The sequence below is a fragment of the Amycolatopsis sp. AA4 genome, assembly GCF_002796545.1.
Taxonomy (GTDB): domain Bacteria; phylum Actinomycetota; class Actinomycetes; order Mycobacteriales; family Pseudonocardiaceae; genus Amycolatopsis.
The window spans coordinates 6883183-6899681 of the sequence record NZ_CP024894.1 but is presented as its reverse complement, the minus strand read 5'-3'; the positions used below and the strand labels follow the sequence as shown (position 1 = coordinate 6899681).

Here is a 16499-nt window from a genome sequence, read left to right as displayed (position 1 = left end):
CGGCTAGGTTCGCTGGTATGACCGCTCCGCCCGCGATCGACGCGGACCCGAGAAGCTGGCCTCGCGCCTTCGCCGACCTGCGGGCCGGGCTGCGTGCCCGGGAACTGTGGGCGTTGCTCGCGTGGCAGGACATCAAGCAGCGCTACCGGCGTTCGTCGCTGGGGCCGTTGTGGATCACCGTCGGGATGGCGGTCACCGCGCTCGCGCTGGGCGTGGTGAACTCCGCGTTGTTCGGTACTTCCATCTCGACCCTGCTGCCGAGCATCACCACCGGGCTCATCCTGTGGAACTTCATGAACGGCTGCATCGTCGAGGGCTCGGAAACGTTCATCGCGAACGAGGGAATGATCAAACAGCTGCCGGCTCCGGTATCGGTCTACGCGCTGCGCACGGTGTGGCGGCAGGCGTTGTACCTGGCGCACAACCTCGTCGTGTACGTGCTCGTGCTGGCGATTTTCTTCGGCAAGCTCTCGCATCCGTACCGGTTGGTGGACAAGGAATACGCGCTGGTGCACCCCGGCCTCGGCTGGGGAATGCTGCTCGCGGTGCCCGCGCTGATGCTGGTGCTGCTGAACGGTGCGTGGGTAGTCCTGTTGTTCGGTGTGGTGTCCACGCGGTTCCGGGACATTCCGCCGGTCATCCAGAGCTTTATCACGATGCTTTTCTACGCGACGCCGATCATGTGGTCGATGGATCAGGTGCGCGCGATGAACCAGAATTCGCACGAGGGTTTCGGTTCCGTCGCGGTTAATTTGCTGCAGCTCAATCCGGTGTACCATTTTGTCGAGATTGTGCGCGCACCGCTGGTCGGGCAGCAGCAGAGCTGGACGCATTGGCTGGTGGCCGGAGCGGTGACCGTGGTCGGCTGGTCGCTGGCGATGCTCGTGCTGCGGAATTACCGGGCTCGGGTCGCTTACTGGGTCTGATGTCCACTTTGGACTCCTGGGTCCGCTTCCCGGTGCGCCCGGCCGGTCGCAGCCTTTCCCGATGTCGTCAGACGCGCACACCCGCCCGCCGGGGGTTAGCGTGGACATACGGCTAGCGAACGGAGGTCGCATGAAGCGTCGGAAGGCATTGCTCGCCCTGGCCGTGACGGTGCTCGCGGCGAGCACGGTCGCCGCCACCCCCGCCGGACTCACCCCGCGGCAACTGGCCGGACAACGGGTGATCTACTCCTACCCCGGCCTGACCCCGCCCGCCTCGCTGCTGCAACGAATCCGCGCCGGAGAGGCGGCGGGCGTGATCTTCTTCGGCGAGAACATCTCGAGCTCGCAACAGATTACCGCCGCAATCCGACAATTACGCGACGCGAACGCGCAAAGTCCGGTGCACCGCCCGTTGCTGCTGATGACCGACCAGGAGGGCGGCAAGGTCCGCCGCTTGCCCGGTGAGCCAGTTTTGTCGGAAAAGCAGATCGCCCAGTCCGCTGATCCTTCCGGTGCAGCCAAAGCCGCTGGCACCGGCGCTGGCCAGAACCTCGCCGGGGTAGGCATGAACGTCAACCTCGCGCCGGTCCTGGATGTCTACCGCCAACCGGGCAATTTCATCGACAAATACGGTCGCTCCTACAGCCAGGACCCCCAGGTGGCGGGCGCACTGGGCCGAGATTTCGTGACGGCCCAGCAGTCGACCGGCGTCGCCGCGACAGCCAAGCACTTCCCCGGCCTGGGCGCCGTGCCCGCCGGAAGCAACACCGACGTCGGGCCGGTGACCCTGAACGTGCCCCTCCCTGAACTGCGCGCGAAAGACGAGGCTCCCTATCACCCCGTGGTCGATGCTGGCGTGAAGCTGGTGATGCTCTCGTGGGCTGTTTATCCCGCGCTAGACCCCTCTTCTCCCACCGGACTCTCGCCAGCGGCTGTGCAGGAACTCCGAAACGGCACGAAGTTCGCCGGAGTAACCGTGACGGACGCTCTGGAGGCCGGTGCGCTGAATTCCTACGGCGGACCGGGAAACCGCGCGGTGCTGGCAGCGAAGGCGGGGATGGATCTGATCCTGGCCTCGGCCCGAGACGTGAGCCAGGGCGATGCTGCCGCGTCCGCGCTGGCCTCGGGATTGTCGAACGGAACCTTGCCGAGCGGAGACTTCACCGCTGCGGTGGACCGGGTGTCGGCGCTGCGGGATGGGCTGAAGTAGGCCCGTTGTCGGCGGGGTTTCGGTGCTTTGGTGGTTCCGGCATTCGGCCGCTGCTGTCTTCAGCCGCGTCGGTGAAGCCGTGCTGTCTTTCCCGGGGCAAGCGAAGCCCGCTGTGCTTCACCTTGTCAGTGATGTCCTGCTGTGCTTACTGGCGTCAGTGAAGCCGTGCTGTTTTTCCGGCGTCGGTGGAGCGTGCTGTGCTTCCCGTTGTCGGTGAGGTTCGGCTGTCGTTCCCTGTGTCGGCGAAGCAGTGCTGTTCTTCCCGGTGTCAGCGGAGCGTGCTGTGCTTTCCTTCGTCGGTGAGGTTCTGCTGTCGTTCCCTACGTCAGCGAAGCCGTGCAGCCTTTCCCGGGGTCAATGAAGCCTTGCTGTACTTCCCCGCGCCAGTGGAGTGAGTCCCGCCGTCACGCGAATCCTGCTAGCGTCGATGAAGTTGGACCCGCTCGGCACCCGACCCGACTCCCGCGACGATCCAGCAAACAACCCCCCGTTCCGGTGACACCCGGCGGTGTGGACATCGCGCTGTCCCCGGGCTGAACGGGCACCCTTGCGTGCGACCCACCCACGACGGGAGGACGAATGCAAGCTTGGTGGCTCCTGGTGGCCGTCGCCGCGGTGTTCGTGGTGCTGGCCGTGGTGTTCCTGCGCCGCGCCGCCCGGCGTCGCTCTGCCGTTCCGCCCCCGAACGCTCCTCCGCCCTCCCCGCCGGACGCCTCGACCCGCCGCTGGGTCTCGCCCTCGGACGACCTCCCCCGCCGCGCCCGCCACCGCCTGGACGAGGCACACCCCCTGGCCCGCTACCCAGTCGCCCGACAACGCCCGACGCGACATCCACGACCGTCGTCAAGGCAGAATTCCGCCCCGGAGCGCCGAGACTCGTAGTCGGGCCACGCGCCACCGGGCAACCCCTTCCCGGACGAGCTGCCAGGCACCTATCCGGCCGCGACTCATTCAGTTCACCCCTGTGGGCGAACGCCGAGCCCCGGTTTTTGTCGGTGCCCGCTGAGATGCTTCCGGCATGGTGCTTCTCATCGACGTCCAGAACAACCTGCCGCTCCCACCCGCTCCAGTCCCCGATGCCATCGAGCCGACAGCGATTGCCAAACGGATAAGCCTCCGTGAAGGCGATCGATTTCATCGCTGAATCGCAGCGAAAACAGGTGTTGGACTGGGAGGTCAACGCGAGCCAATACTCAGCACATGACGTCTGTGCCTGGCGATTCCGCCGAGAATTCCGCCCAAAGCGACGACGGACCCCTCGGCGGTGACGTGTCGGCGGACCGGTCCGCCGACACCGGAACTGGCCGGGGCGCTGGGGGATGTCCGGACGTTCGCGCCATCACACCAGACGGCGTTGCCCTTGGAGCGGTGAACGATGACCCAGCGGAGAGCGCCAACCGGGCGACGAACCCCGAGTTAGTAGTCGGCGGAGGCCAGGCAGCAAGCGGCGACCCGGCGGTGAGCGCCGAGTTGGCGACCGAGTCCGACCAGGTGACGAGCGTTGAGCCCTTGGCAAGCGCCGAGTGGTCGGCCAGCGTCAATCTGATGGCCAATGTCAACGAGCCGTCTAACGCCTGCCAGCACGTCGGTCGCAACGAGCGGTCTGGTGTCGGTCGGCGGGCCGGTGTGGTCGGGCGGTTTGGTGCGGATCAGCGGGTCGGTCGCAGTGAGCGGTCTGGTGTCGATCGGCGGGCCGGTGTGGTCGGGCGGTTTGGTGCGGATCAGCGGGTCGGTCGCAGTGAGCGGTCTGGTGTCGATCGGCGGGCCGGTGTGGTCGGGCGGTTTGGTGCGGATCAGCAGGTCGGTCGCGGCGAGCGGTTTGGTGTCGATCAGCGGGCTGTTGCCAACCCGTCGACCCGCGGCAAGCCCGTGACCGAGGTCGACCCGACGGCCTACGCCCAGTGCGCGGCGAGCATCGGCCAGCCAGCCGAGGTCGAGCCGGTCGACGGGGAGACCCGGGATGTGGTCCGGTTGTTGCGGCGGTTCGGCGGGCGGGCGTTCGCGTTGGCGTTCGTCGCCGGGATCACCGGGCTGACGACTCTCGCGTTGGTCTTGGGGCTGGCCGGGTTCGCGTTGGTGCTCGTGCCGGTGCGCGGGGTCAGGCGAGGAGGTGGGCCAGCAGCGCGCGTGCCGCCGGGTTGGTGAGGTTTGCGGAGCGGCCGGTCAGGTAGATCGTGCGGGCCAGCGTCGGCTGGGTGAGGTGGGCGAACGGCAGTCCGGACCGGGCGGCGACTTGTTCCGGGACCACGGTGACGCCTAGGCCTGCCGCGACCAGGTCGACCAGCAGGGGGACGTTTGTCGCCTCGCAGACCTGGTCCCGGCGGATTCCGGCCTCGGCGAAGGCGCGGTCGACCAGCGCTTGCAGGCCGCTGCCGGTGAAATCGACGAAAGGCTCGCCGTCCAGCTCCGCGAACCTGACTCGGCGGCGGGGCGACAGGCGGTGTCCGGGGTGGGTGAGCAGGACGAGGTTTTGCTGCCAGCTGGCGAACTCGGCCAGCTCGTCCGGCAGCGGACCGCCCACATAGGACAGATCCAGTTCGCCGTCGGACACCGCGGCGGTCAGTCCGGGGATGGTGCCTTCGCGGACGCGCAACCGGATTCCCGGGTAACGGGCACGGAATTCGCCGAGTTTCGCGGGCAGGTCGATGACGGTCAGGGTCTGAATGGTCCCGATCGACACCCGCCCGCGCGCGAGGCCGGTCACCGCGGCTACCTCGCCTCGGGCGGAGTCGACGTCCGTGGCGATTTGGCGGGCCAGCGGCAGCAGCGCCTCGCCCGCGGGGGTGAGGGTCACACGACGGGTGGTGCGGTCGAACAGCTCCGCGCCCAGGTCGGCTTCGAGCTTCCGGATGGACGCGCTGAGGGCGGACTGCACGACATGCACGTCCTGGGCGGCACGAGTGAAGTTGCCGTGCCGGACTACGGCGAGGAAGTGTTCGACCTGCCTCAGTTCCATCGGCTTCGCCTCCGTCTCGCCACCAGGGGAGTGGCTCGGTGAACGTACCGCGCAGGACGACCTAGGCGGCGGCGGTGATCATCGCAGCGGCGGTCGACGGCGAGTGGGGCAATTCGAACCGGCGCGTCGGTGGGAGGCAGTCGGTTACAGGCCCGGAGGTGACGGAAGGGCGTCCAGAGGCGGCACCGAAAGGGGGCTCCCGCAAAGTTGCCCGGGAGCCCCCAAAAACCTACTGCGCCGTATAACCCCCATCGACCATGATCTCCACCCCGGTCACGTAAGACGACTCCGCGGAAGCCAGGAACAAGATCACGTCCGCGACCTCCTGCACCTCCCCGGTCCGCCCCATCGGCACGCCCTCGACCTGCTTCGCCCGCCACACCGGATCGGTCGAGCCGCGCGACGTCCGCATCGGCGGCAGCAAGCCCGGCGCGACCGCGTTCACCCGGATGCCCTCGCCGGCGTAGTGGACGGACGCGGTGGTCGTCATCGCCTTGATCGCGCCCTTCGAAGCCGCGTATCCCAGGTGCACGCCGATCTGCCCGATGGACGCCGAGATCGACGTCAGGTTCACGATCGACCCGCCGCCGCGGCCGGACATCGCCGCGGCGCCGTGTTTGATGCCCAGGAACACTCCGCGCGCGTTGACCTGCAGCAGGCGGTCGTAGAACGCCGTACTGGTCAGGTCGGGGTCGAAGGTGCCGCTGATCCCGGCGTTGTTGACGAGCACGTCGAGCCGTCCGTGCCGGTCCAGGACGTCGGCCAGCGCGGACGTCCAGGAGGATTCGTCGGTGACGTCCAGGCGGCGGTATTCGGCCTGGCCGCCGTCGGCGCGGATTTCCTCGGCCACGGCGGTGCCGTCGGCGTCTTCGACGTCGGTGACCACGACTGTCGCGCCTTCGCGGGCGAAGGTGAGCGCGGCTGCCCGGCCCATTCCGCTCGACGCGCCGGTGATCAGGGCGATCTTGTCCGCCAATCGCATGTGGGGTGCCTTTCGCTGGGTGGGGACCCCAGTCTGACGGCGGCCGGGCGGGAGGCCGGATCAGGCCAGTTCCGCCGAGACGACCGACGTCAGCGCACGCAGCGCGTCCAGCAGAGCCTCCAGCGCGTCCGGGCTGACCAGGACCGTGCTGACCATGCTGCTTTCCCGGACTCCCTCGCGGACGTCGACGGACAGCTCGTGGATCAGCTTCCCGTGCTGGGTGAGCGTCGCGACCAAGCCGGGGATCTGGTCGATGCCGCCGACGAAGTACGTCGCGATCCGGCGGCGGACCAGCATGGCGGGCGCGGAGGTGTACGGGGCGGAGGAAAAGGTGCTCAAGGACATGACGTTCTCCGGGAGAAAGAGCTGGCGGGAAAGAGCGGGGCCAGGTCCCGAAGCAAAAACCGTACGCCGGCATCGCGCGCCGGCAGCCTGGTTCAGCCGGCGCGCCGGGTTACGAGTCGCTCGGACGTCATGAGGCGCAGCACGGCGACAGGCTAACACGGCGCCGCGCGAAGGCAAAGGAATCCACAATGGACCCGGGGCTCAGCCGGGTTCGTTCCAGGGCAGCCGCTTGCGCAGCAAAGTGGCCGCACGCAGGGCGACTTCCACTTCCAGCCGGTGTTCGGCGAGCGGGCGTCCGCACAGTTCCTCGGCCTTGCGGACGCGGTAGTGGACGGTGTTCTTGTGCAGGTGCAGCCGGGCCGCGGCGTGCGTGTAGCTGCCGTCGGTGTCGAGGAAGACCCGGAGCGTCTCGCGCAGTTGCTCGGTGCCGGGGTCGTCCGCGACGAGGTCTCCGAGGACCCGCGCGATCCAGCGGTACACGTCGTCGGACTGTTCGGTGAGCAGGGCGGCGATCGCGACGTCGTCGAACAGCACCACGTGCTGGCTCTGGTCCTCGTTGGTTTCCGCGACCGCCCGCGCCCGCACCGCCTCGCGCAGGGAGCCGCGGAAGCCGGACAGGCCGTAGCCCGGGGCGCCCAGCGCCAGGCGCAGGCCGCCGCCGATGTCGGTCACACCGGAGCGGAGACGTTCGACGTCGGCACGGTCCGCGCTGACGGTCCAGCTCCACAGCGTGCGGTCGTCCGCCAGCATGGTGAGTGCGGGACCTCGTCCGCACACCTCCTGGAGCAGCCGGGCCGCGGCCTGCAGTTCGCCCGCGCCCTCGGCGGGCAGCCACGCGACGGCCGCGCGGTGCCACTGCCGCATCGGGAAGGCGAGCAGCTGCTGCGCGGCGTCCTCGGTCAGCGTGTCCGAATCGAGCACCAGCCGGATCTGCGCCGCCCGCGCGGCCCCGGTACGGCTGCTCCAGCGGCGGCGTTCGGTCTCGAAGATGTCGATCAGACCCTCGATGACCTGGTCGATGTAGCGGTTGGTGCGCCGCGACAGTTCGGCGAGGACGCCGAGCGCCAGGCGGGTGTCGATGTTCGGCTGCCGTTCCAGCGCCTCGATCGCCCACTGCTCGAACCGGTGCTCGCCGAGCCGGTACGCGCGCAGCAGGGCTTCCAGCGACAGCTCGTGCTGGGCGAACCGGCGCGCGTACTCGGCCGCGGCGGGCGGGACGGTGATCCGGTCGAGCGGGATGGAATGCGACAGCATGTCGAGGATCGCGACCAGGTTCGCCGACGTGCTCGCGATCATGAGCTTGCGGACCGTCTCGTCGTGCCGGAACTCCGGGATCATCTCGACGAACCAGTCGGTGAGCTCGGTGGTGCGGGCGGCCAGGTCGGCGTCGATGGCGTGCGCGATCTCGGCCACGACGGCGTCGACGGCGTCGGACATGGCGGTCAGGGTAACCACCGGACCGCCCCGGCGACAGGCGAGCGGCGCCGTTCACCCCCTCGGAGCCGGCGGTTGTGACCCCGGCACAACGACCGGCGGAGCCTTCGGTTCTGCGGCCTATGGCTTGGGTCACTCCGCGTTCTTACCGTCATTTCCCACCTGAGCCGCCCTGGGAAAGGACTTTGACGATGCATCTCGCGGCGCTGCCTGAAGAACGGGCCCGGCGGAACCCGAATCTGCCCTGTCTCGCGGATGAAACCGGTGAACTCGGCAACGCCGGATTCGCGGTGCGGGTACGCAGCGCGGCGGCCGCGTTGCGAGCGCGAGGGGTCGGCGCGGGCGACGTCGTCGCGGTGCTGCTGCCGAACCGCGTCGAGTTCGCGGTGGTGTTGTTCGCCGCTTGGCGGCTCGGCGCCGCGGTCACGCCGGTGAACCCGGAGCTGACCGACGGCGAGGCCGGGTTCCAGATCGCCGACGCCCGGGCGAAAGTCGTGGTGGGACAAGGCGATTCGGAGCTGGTGACGATGCGGCTCGAGGAGCTGGTGACCGCCGCGCCCGACGATGGTCCGGTGGCCGGCGACGCCCACGCGGTCGCGCTGCTCATCTACACCAGCGGTACCACGGGACAGCCGAAAGGCGTGGTGCTCGACCACGCCAACGTGCGGGCGATGACCGAAATGATCGTCGACGCGCTCGAACTCGGCCCAGCAGACCACAGTTTGCTGATCCTGCCGCTGTTCCACGTCAACGGAATCGTGGTCAGCGTGCTCGCGCCGCTGCTGGCGGGCGGTCGCTCGACCATCGCCGGGAGATTCCGCGCCGACGATTTCTTCACCGTCGTCGAACGCGTCCGGCCAACGTATTTCTCCGCCGTGCCAGCGATTTACGCACGGCTGGCGGGCCTCCCGGACACCGTGCGGCCGGACACTTCCTCGCTGCGGCTGGTGGTGTGCGGGGCCGCGCCCATGCCCGCGGAGCTGATCCGGCGCGTCGAGGAACGGTTCGGGGTGGTGGTCGTCGAGGGCTACGGACTGTCCGAGGGAACCTGTGCGTCGACGCTGAATCCGCTGGCCGGGCCTCGTAAACCGGGCACCGTCGGGCGTCCGCTGCCGGGGCAGGAAGTCGCGCTCATGGACCCGCAAGGGCGGCTGGTGACCGACGGTCCCGGCGAGGTCGTGGTCCGCGGCCCGAACGTGATGCGCGGCTACCTGAACCGGCCCGAGGCGACCGCCGCGGCGATCGTCGACGGCTGGCTGCACACCGGCGACGTCGGGCGGTTCGACGAGGACGGCTACCTCGTCCTGGTCGACCGCATCAAGGACATGATCATCCGGGGCGGGGAGAACCTCTACCCCAAGGAGATCGAGAACGCACTGCACGCACACCCGGCGGTGCTGGAAGCCGCGGTGGTCGGCGCGCCGCATCCGGTGCTCGGCGAGCTGCCGGTGGCGACCGTGACGCTGTACCCGGCCGCGGTCGCGAGCGAGGCCGAACTGCTGGAGCACTGCCGGGCGTGGCTGACGCGGGTGAAGGTTCCGGTGCGGATCGATATCGTGCCCGCGTTGCCGCGGAACCCGGTCGGCAAAATCGACAAACCCGCGTTGCGCCGCGAACTCGCCGCGGCGGGGTGAGCCACCTCTTCTGAAAGAAACCATCGGTGCCCGCATCGGCGGGCCCGGTCGATGCTGCCCGGAGAAAGGCGGAGAACAATGGGGTTCAAAACCGGGGATTTTCCCCCAGTCGATCCGGAAACGTTCCTGCGGAAGCCACTGTTCGAACGGACCAAGGCGCTCGCGCTGCACTGGGTCCAGTTCGGCTTCGGCTCGCCCAAGATGATTCCGGCGACGTACGTGGTGAAGCTCGTTTTCCTTTATGCGCTAGGCGGAGTAGCGCTGGCGACCGCGACGTCCGGCGTCGGCCCGTTCTGGGACGTCGCCGCGTGGTGGCACGAACCGGTCGTCTACCAAAAGCTCGTGCTGTGGACGGTATTGCTGGAAGCGGTGGGCGTCGCCGGTTCCTGGGGTCCGATCGCGGGCAAGTTCAAGCCGATGACCGGCGGGATCCTGTTCTGGGCGCGTCCCGGCACGATCCGGCTGCGGCCGTGGAAGCGCGTGCCGTTCACCGCGGGCGACCGGCGAACCGGCTTCGATGTGCTGCTCTACCTGGCATTCCTCGCCACGCTGCTGACCGCGATCGGGTTGCCCGGCGTCCCGGACGCCGCGCTGGAGGCCGCGCTGCCCGGCAACACCTCCGGACTTGTGCGCCCGGCGCTGTTGATCGCGCCGATCGTGCTGTATGTGCTGAATGGCTTGCGGGACAAGACGATCTTTCTCGCTGCTCGCGGTGAGCAGTATCTGCCCGCGTTGGCGTTCTTTGCCTTCCTTCCGTTCGTGAACATGATCATTGCCGCGAAACTGCTGATCTGCATTGTCTGGATCGGCGCGGGCGTCTCGAAGTTCGGCAAGCACTTCACCAATGTGGTGCCGCCGATGGTGTCCAACAGTCCGTGCGTTCCGTTCAAATGGCTGAAGCGCGCGCATTACCGGAATTTCCCGAACGACATCCGGCCGTCGAAGCTCGCTTCCTTCATGGCGCACGTCGGCGGCACGACCGTCGAAATCATCACGCCGCTGGTGCTGTTGTTCTCCACCAATCACTGGGTGACGCTCGCCGGGGTCGCGCTGATGGTGGTGTTCCACCTGTTCATCACGTCGACGTTCCCGCTGGCCGTGCCGCTGGAATGGAACATTCTCTTCGGCTACCTCACGATCTTCCTGTTCCTCGGCTTCCCGGCGAGTGCCGGGTACGGCGTCGGGGACCTGACGCCGGGCTGGCTCGCCGTCGTGCTCGCGGCCGCGCTGCTGTTCTTCCCGATCCTGGGCAACCTGCGGCCGGACCTGGTGTCGTTCCTGCCGTCGATGCGGCAGTACGCGGGCAACTGGGCGTCGGCGCTGTGGGCGTTCGCGCCGGGTGCCGAGGCGAAGCTGAACACGATGCCGCACCGGCCGACGAAGAACCAGGTCGACCAGTTGCAGGCGATGGGGTATCCGGCGGAAATCGCCGAGATCACCATGCAGCAGACCATTGCCTGGCGCTCGATGCACAGCCAGGGCCGCGGGCTCTTTTCGGTGCTCGCGAAGAACCTGCCGGACCTCGAGACGCGGACCGTGCGCGAGGCGGAATTCGGCTGCAACTCGATCCTCGGGTTCAACTTCGGCGACGGGCACCTGCACAACCTCGACTTCGTCAACGCGGTGCAGAAGCGCGTCGGCTTCGCGCCCGGCGAGTGGATCGTGGTGTGGGTCGAGTCGCAGGCGATCCACTCGAAGGTGCAGCATTACCAGGTGATCGACGCGGCGCTGGGGGTGCTCGAGCGCGGCCACTGGACCGTGGCCGACGCGGTCAACGAACAGCCGTGGCTGCCGAACGGCCCGATTCCGCTCACCGTCACCTGGACCGCTCATCAGGCCAAGACCGGCAGCGTGCTGGCATGACTGCCGCGGTGGTGGTCGGCAGCGGACCGAACGGGCTCGCCGCGGCGGCTGTGCTGGCGCGGGCCGGGGTCGACGTGACCGTCCTGGAGGCGGCCGACGAGATCGGCGGCGGCACCCGCACCTACGAGGCGATCGTGCCTGGTCTGCGGCACGACCACTGCTCCGCGACGCATCCGATGGCGGTCGGTTCGCCGGTGCTGGCCGACCTCGGGCTCGACCGGTACGGCCTGCGCTGGCGGCTGCCGGAGATCGACTGCGTGCACCCGTTCGACGACGGCACCGCCGGCGTCCTGCGGCGCTCGGTCTCCGGCACCGCCGCCGGGCTCGGACCGGACGAACGGCGCTGGTCGGCGCTGTTCTCCTCGCCCGCGCAGAATTACGACGCGCTGAGCGAGGACATCCTCGGGCCGCTGCTGCGAGTGCCGAAACATCCGTTGCTGCTGGGCCGGTTCGGGCTGCCGACGCTTGCCCCGGCGACCGTGCTGGCCCGGTATTTCCGCACCGAACAGGCCCGTGCGCTGTGGCTCGGGGTGGCGGCGCACGCGTTCCGCCCGCTGGACCGGCCGCTGTCGTCGGCGATCGGGCTCGGCATTCTCACCGCTGGCCACCGGCACGGCTGGGCGGTCGCCGAGGGCGGATCGCGGGCGATCAGCGACGCGTTGGCCGCGCTGGTAGTGGACCTCGGCGGGAAAATCGAGACCGGCGTGCGGGTGGAGTCTCTTTCGCAGCTGCCGCGGGCGGACGTCGTAGTGTGGGATGTCGGGCCGAAAACGCTGGCTTCGGTGCTCGGCGACCGGTTGCCGCCGCGGATCCGGCGGGCGTACGAGCGGTTTCGCTACGGTCCAGGTGCGTACAAAGTGGACTTCGCCGTGCAGGGCGGAATTCCGTGGCGCTCACCGGAGGCTCGGGTCGCCGGGACTGTCCACTTGGGAGGATCGGCGGCGGAAGTCGCGGCGGCGGAACGAGAAGTGCACAACGGCCGGATGCCGGAGCGGCCGTTTGTGTTGCTAGGTCAGCAGTATCTTGCCGATCCATCACGTTCGGTCGGTGACGTGCACCCGGTGTGGGCGTACGCGCATGTCCCGTTTGGATACCCCGGTGACGCCACCGAGGCGATCACCGCGCAGATCGAACGGTTCGCGCCGGATTTCCGAGAGCGGGTCATTGGTTCGGTGTCGACGTCAGCGGCGGAATTCGCCGCGGGGAACCCGAATTTCGTCGGCGGTAACATTCTCACCGGGGCGAAAGACCTGCGACAGCTGGTATTTGGCCCGCGGACGACGTTGCAGCCGTACGACGCGGGGGTTCCGGGGCATTTCGCATGTTCCGCGGCCACGCCGCCGGGACCGGGTGCGCACGGGATGTGCGGCAGCCACGCGGCGGCGCGGGCGTTGCGATATCTGCGGCGGTGACGGGTCAGCGGAGGAGGACACCCGGATTCAGGATCCCGGCTGGGTCAAGGGTGTCTTTCGCCGCGGAGAGGGCGGCAGCGAACGGGTCCGGGCGTTGCCGGTCGTACCACGGCCGGTGGTCGCGGCCGACCGAATGGTGGTGGGTGATCGTGCCGCCGTTGGCCAGGATTGCTTCGGAGACCGCGGTTTTCAGCTCGTCCCATTGCGCGACGGTGCTGCCCCAGCGGCCGGTCGCGTAGATGCCGTAGTACGGCGCGGGCCCGTCCGGGTAGACGTGGGTGAAACGGCAACTCACCACTCCTGCGCCGCAGATCTCGGCGATCGCTGCGTTCGCGGCGGTTGTGACCGCTTCGTGCAGGGACTCGAACGCGTCCCAGGTACAGGCGGTCTCGAAGGTTTCCACGATCATCGACCGGCGGGCGAGCGCGTCGCGCTGGTACGGCATGCGCAGGAACGCCGACCGCCACGCCGAACCTGACTCGCCGCGGCGGGCGGTGACTGTGCCGCCGTGGTCTGCGGTCAGTTCGAGCGCGCGGTCCAGCCAGGCGTCCACCGGATGGTCGGCGGACTCGAACGCGAGCAGCAGCAGACCGTCTGCCTGGACTCCGGTGTTGAGGAACGCTTCGGCGGCGTCGAGGAGCCGGCAGTTCGCCGGGTACAGGCCGGACTGGGCGATCGTCCGGGTCGCTTGTACCGCGTCGGCGTATCGGGCGAAGCTCACCGACGCTTTCGCTTGCCAGCGGGGGCGTTCCTGCAGACGCATCCAGGCTTCGGTGATCACGCCGAGTGCGCCTTCCGAGCCGAGGAACAGCCGATCCGGCGACGGTCCGGCCCCTGATCCGGGCAGCCGTCGCGATTCGCTGACCCCGGCCGGGGTGACGACGCGCAGGGACTCGGTGAGGTCGTCGATGTGCGTGGCGAGCGTGGCGAAGTGACCGCCGGCGCGGGTCGCCAGCCAGCCGCCCAGCGTGGAGTGCGTGAACGACTGGGGATAGTGCCGCAGCGTCAGCCCGTGCGGGCGGAGCTGGTCTTCCAAAGCGGGCCCGTAGACCCCGGCTTGGATTCGCGCGGCGCGGCTCGTCCGGTCGATCTCCACGACCTGGTCGAGGCGGCTGAGATCGAGGGACACCGCGGGCGCGGGGAAGCGCGGTTCGATGCCGCCGACGACGGAACTGCCGCCGCCGTAAGGGATTACCGGCGTACCGTCGGTGGCGCACCAGTCCAAGAGATCGAGGACGTCCTGTTCGGATTCCGGGCGTGCGACGACGTCCGGCACCGCTTCGACCTGCCCCTCCAGATTCCGCACGACGTCGCGGAACGCCTTGCCGCGTGCGTGCGACAGCAGGTCGACCTGGTCGGTCGAGCACAGCCGGGCCAGCGCGGCGGGCGGGCGGAGGCGCGCCGGTGGCACCGGCAGGTCGGTCGGCGAGGGCGGCGCGTGGTCGGTGAAGTCGTGGGCGGGCAGGAAGGCGGCCGTGCGGGCGACCAGCTCCGCCGCTTCTTCGGCGGTCAGCGCTTCCTCGGTGTCGCCCCAACCCCACCAGGACCGTGTCATCCGTCTGCTCCCTTCCGAATTGACCCTTGGGTAACTTACTCTAGGGTAATAAGCACTGAGGAGGAAAGATGAGCGTGCTGACCGCTGCCGCGCCGTTCGTGGTGAACCAGGTGCTCCCTCGCTTCGACCAGCGGATCGAGGAGTCCGCGAAGCCGTTCGGCCGGCCCGATCTGCTGCGGCCGCATCCGGACTCGCGGACCTGGGCGTGGACGCATTACGGCATCTTCGTGCCGGAACTGCCGCGGCCGCACCGCTACCTCAACACCATGACGCTCATCGGCAGCACCGGGACGGTCTGTTTCGACAACGACTACCTCGCGACCTCCGACGCGCGCCGCACCACGACCGTGCTCTCCTCCACCGCTGCGCCCGGGCACCATCACTACGCGGCCTACGATTCCCACACCGATTGCCGCTTCGCCGAGGATGGTTCGCGGTTGGAGTGGGGTTCGGATCTGGCGATCGAAGCGGCGCACCCGTCGTATCAGGTGCACGCGCGGTACGACGGGTTCTCGGCGGATTTGGCGATCACCGCGACGCCGCAGGTCTCGTGGTTCGTGCGCAATCCGGCTTATGACCACTTGAGCCTGCTCGCCACCTTCACCGGGATCATCACCGACGACATCGGCGAGACTGAGATCGGCGGGCTTTGCACCGTCGAGTACGCGCGATCGCTTTCGCCGCAGGCACTTCGGCGTTCGCCGTTGCCGCCGCGGTTCAAGGTGCCGATGGACTTCTTCACCTATCAGATCATCAATCTCGACGACCGGACGCAACTGTTGCTCACCGACGTGCGTTTGGCGGGGGCGACGGCCTGTCGGCTCGCGCACCTGCGCACGCTTGACCGGGACGCGGCGGTGTTCCGGGAGGTGCGGTTCGAGGTGGATCGTCGCGCGGAGCCGGAAGTTGATCCGCGGGGGCGGGAGATGCGGGTGCCGGAGCGGTTCCGGTGGACGGTGCGGGACGGTGCCGAGGAGGTCGTGGCGGTGGAGGCGATTGTGGACAGTCCGCTGCGGTACGGGCATGGGCGCGGTTATGTCGGCGCGTACACGTATTCCGGTGCGTTTCGGGGGCGGCCGGTGTCGGGAAGCGGGTACTTCGAGTGGGTGGATTGCGAGGTCAGCCGCGCAGCGCGGTGAGGATGCGGGCGCAACGCTGGGTGGTGGTTTCGGCGGGTTCCTCGGGGTGTTCGAGCCACCAGGTGACGGTGGCGGCGACCGCGCCGTACCAGATGCGGGCGAACAGCGACGCGTCGGCGGGGTCGGCGAAACCGGCTGAGGTCAACGCTTCCTGGGTGCCTTCCGCGCCGAGAGCGGACAGTTTGCGGCGGTAGGCGCGGGCCGCTTCGTCCACTGCGGAGCCTGGGGGCAGCGTCGGGTCCCAGAGGACGGCCCAGTCCAGGCGGCGGGGTTCCAGCGTGCGGAAGATCGCCTCCAGCGTGCCGAGGGCGCGGGTGAGGCCGGTGCCGGTTTGGGCTTCGGTGACGGCGTCGACGAGCGGGGCGGCGCCGCGGTGGAGACAGGCCAGGTAGAGGCCGTCTTTGGACTCGAAGTAGCCGTATACCAGGGGTTTGGAGATATTCGCACGGCGGGCGATGGTTGCTACTGAGGCGTGGGCGTAGCCCTTGGTGCCGAATTCGTGGACGGCGGCGTCTAGGATCAGCCGCTCCCGTTCTGGGCGCGGCATTCCTTTGCTGCCTGCTGGGTTTGCCACTTGGGCAGCATAGCTGATGGGGGGTGGGGGTGGTCCATTGTGGACGTTTGGGGGTGGAGGGGGCGGCTCGTCGCCTGGCGGCGACATTGCTGCGCCTTGGTTGCGTGGGGCACCCCGATTTTTGATTGTGCTGACGGTTCGGGGGTGCTTGTCAAGGCGGGAAAGATGCCTTGACAAGCACCCCCGAACCGCAGGGCGGCTTCGTATCGGGGTTGGGGGAGGGGTGGGTGCCCCGCTGTTTGAGTGCACTGGCTGCGGTTTTTGCGCGGCTTGGGTGCGTGGTTGCTTTGAGTGGGGCGGCGGCCGGGGAGCGCCCCAATGTGGCGTTGGGTGCGTGGGATGCACCCAATGTGGCGTTGGGTGCGTGGGATGCACCCAATGTGGCGTTGGGTGCGTGGGATGCACCCAATGTGGCGTTGGGTGCGTGGGATGCACCCAATGTGGCGTTGGGTGCGTGGGATGCACCCAA

The 16499-nt window shown here is 68.6% G+C and carries 13 protein-coding genes; 7 read left to right on the top strand and 6 right to left on the bottom strand.

The window, feature by feature from the left end; all coding sequences use genetic code 11:
- Positions 1 to 17: 17 nt before the first annotated feature.
- The 3 genes from CU254_RS31805 to CU254_RS43345 all read left to right on the top strand — a co-directional run bounded on the left by CU254_RS31805 (position 18) and on the right by CU254_RS43345 (position 4281).
- Entirely contained in the window at positions 18 to 926 is a 909-nt protein-coding gene (locus CU254_RS31805) for an ABC transporter permease (protein WP_009082756.1), read from the top strand.
- Positions 927 to 1056: 130 nt separating this feature from the next.
- Positions 1057 to 2136: a glycoside hydrolase family 3 N-terminal domain-containing protein gene (locus CU254_RS31800; RefSeq protein WP_037715462.1), complete on the top strand. Its 1080-nt coding sequence runs from the start codon at positions 1057 to 1059 to the stop codon at positions 2134 to 2136.
- Between the two features lie 1368 nt (positions 2137 to 3504).
- Positions 3505 to 4281 carry a hypothetical protein gene (locus CU254_RS43345; RefSeq protein WP_158688122.1) on the top strand — a complete coding sequence of 259 codons (777 nt, stop codon included), beginning with the start codon at positions 3505 to 3507 and terminating at the stop codon, positions 4279 to 4281.
- Here the strand turns inward: CU254_RS43345 and CU254_RS31780 are convergent.
- The 4 genes from CU254_RS31780 to CU254_RS31765 form a co-directional block, all read right to left on the bottom strand.
- Complete coding sequence (locus CU254_RS31780; RefSeq protein ID WP_009082753.1) at positions 4235 to 5092, bottom strand: LysR family transcriptional regulator; 858 nt, start codon at positions 5090 to 5092, stop codon at positions 4235 to 4237. The two genes, CU254_RS43345 and CU254_RS31780, sit on opposite strands and share 47 nt — an antisense overlap.
- A 229-nt stretch (positions 5093 to 5321) precedes the next feature.
- Positions 5322 to 6074 (bottom strand): SDR family NAD(P)-dependent oxidoreductase, encoded by a 753-nt coding sequence (locus CU254_RS31775; RefSeq protein WP_009082752.1) that lies wholly within the window; start codon positions 6072 to 6074, stop codon positions 5322 to 5324.
- A gap of 60 nt (positions 6075 to 6134) precedes the next feature.
- Positions 6135 to 6419 carry a hypothetical protein gene (locus tag CU254_RS31770; protein WP_009082751.1) on the bottom strand — a complete coding sequence of 95 codons (285 nt, stop codon included), beginning with the start codon at positions 6417 to 6419 and terminating at the stop codon, positions 6135 to 6137.
- A gap of 201 nt (positions 6420 to 6620) precedes the next feature.
- Positions 6621 to 7856: a CdaR family transcriptional regulator gene (locus tag CU254_RS31765; RefSeq protein WP_037715455.1), complete on the bottom strand. Its 1236-nt coding sequence runs from the start codon at positions 7854 to 7856 to the stop codon at positions 6621 to 6623.
- Positions 7857 to 8044: 188 nt separating this feature from the next.
- Here CU254_RS31765 and CU254_RS31760 point away from each other — a divergent pair, with 188 nt between their 5' ends.
- The 3 genes from CU254_RS31760 to CU254_RS31750 all read left to right on the top strand — a co-directional run bounded on the left by CU254_RS31760 (position 8045) and on the right by CU254_RS31750 (position 12762).
- A complete protein-coding gene (locus CU254_RS31760) occupies positions 8045 to 9487 on the top strand; it encodes a class I adenylate-forming enzyme family protein (protein ID WP_009082748.1) in 1443 nt (480 codons plus the stop codon).
- 78 nt (positions 9488 to 9565) lie between these two features.
- Entirely contained in the window at positions 9566 to 11350 is a 1785-nt protein-coding gene (locus CU254_RS31755; protein ID WP_009082744.1) for a DUF3556 domain-containing protein, read from the top strand.
- Positions 11347 to 12762, top strand: coding sequence for an NAD(P)/FAD-dependent oxidoreductase (locus CU254_RS31750; RefSeq protein WP_009082742.1), 1416 nt, complete (start codon positions 11347 to 11349; stop codon positions 12760 to 12762). The genes CU254_RS31755 and CU254_RS31750 overlap by 4 nt, the downstream gene beginning before the upstream one ends.
- Positions 12763 to 12766: 4 nt before the next feature.
- Here the strand turns inward: CU254_RS31750 and CU254_RS31745 are convergent, their stop codons facing one another.
- On the bottom strand, positions 12767 to 14317 hold the full coding sequence (locus CU254_RS31745; protein ID WP_009082741.1) for an FAD-binding oxidoreductase: 1551 nt from the start codon (positions 14315 to 14317) through the stop codon (positions 12767 to 12769).
- A 68-nt stretch (positions 14318 to 14385) separates the two neighbouring features.
- Between CU254_RS31745 and CU254_RS31740 the strand changes: the two genes are divergently transcribed.
- The gene (locus tag CU254_RS31740; RefSeq protein WP_009082739.1) at positions 14386 to 15456 is read left to right on the top strand and encodes a DUF6670 family protein; all 1071 of its coding nucleotides are present in this window, start codon (positions 14386 to 14388) and stop codon (positions 15454 to 15456) included.
- On the opposite strand, the gene CU254_RS31735 is transcribed toward CU254_RS31740, so the two are convergent.
- A complete protein-coding gene (locus CU254_RS31735) occupies positions 15437 to 16030 on the bottom strand; it encodes a TetR/AcrR family transcriptional regulator (RefSeq protein ID WP_234392776.1) in 594 nt (197 codons plus the stop codon). The two genes, CU254_RS31740 and CU254_RS31735, sit on opposite strands and share 20 nt — an antisense overlap.
- Between the last annotated feature and the right edge of the window lie 469 nt (positions 16031 to 16499).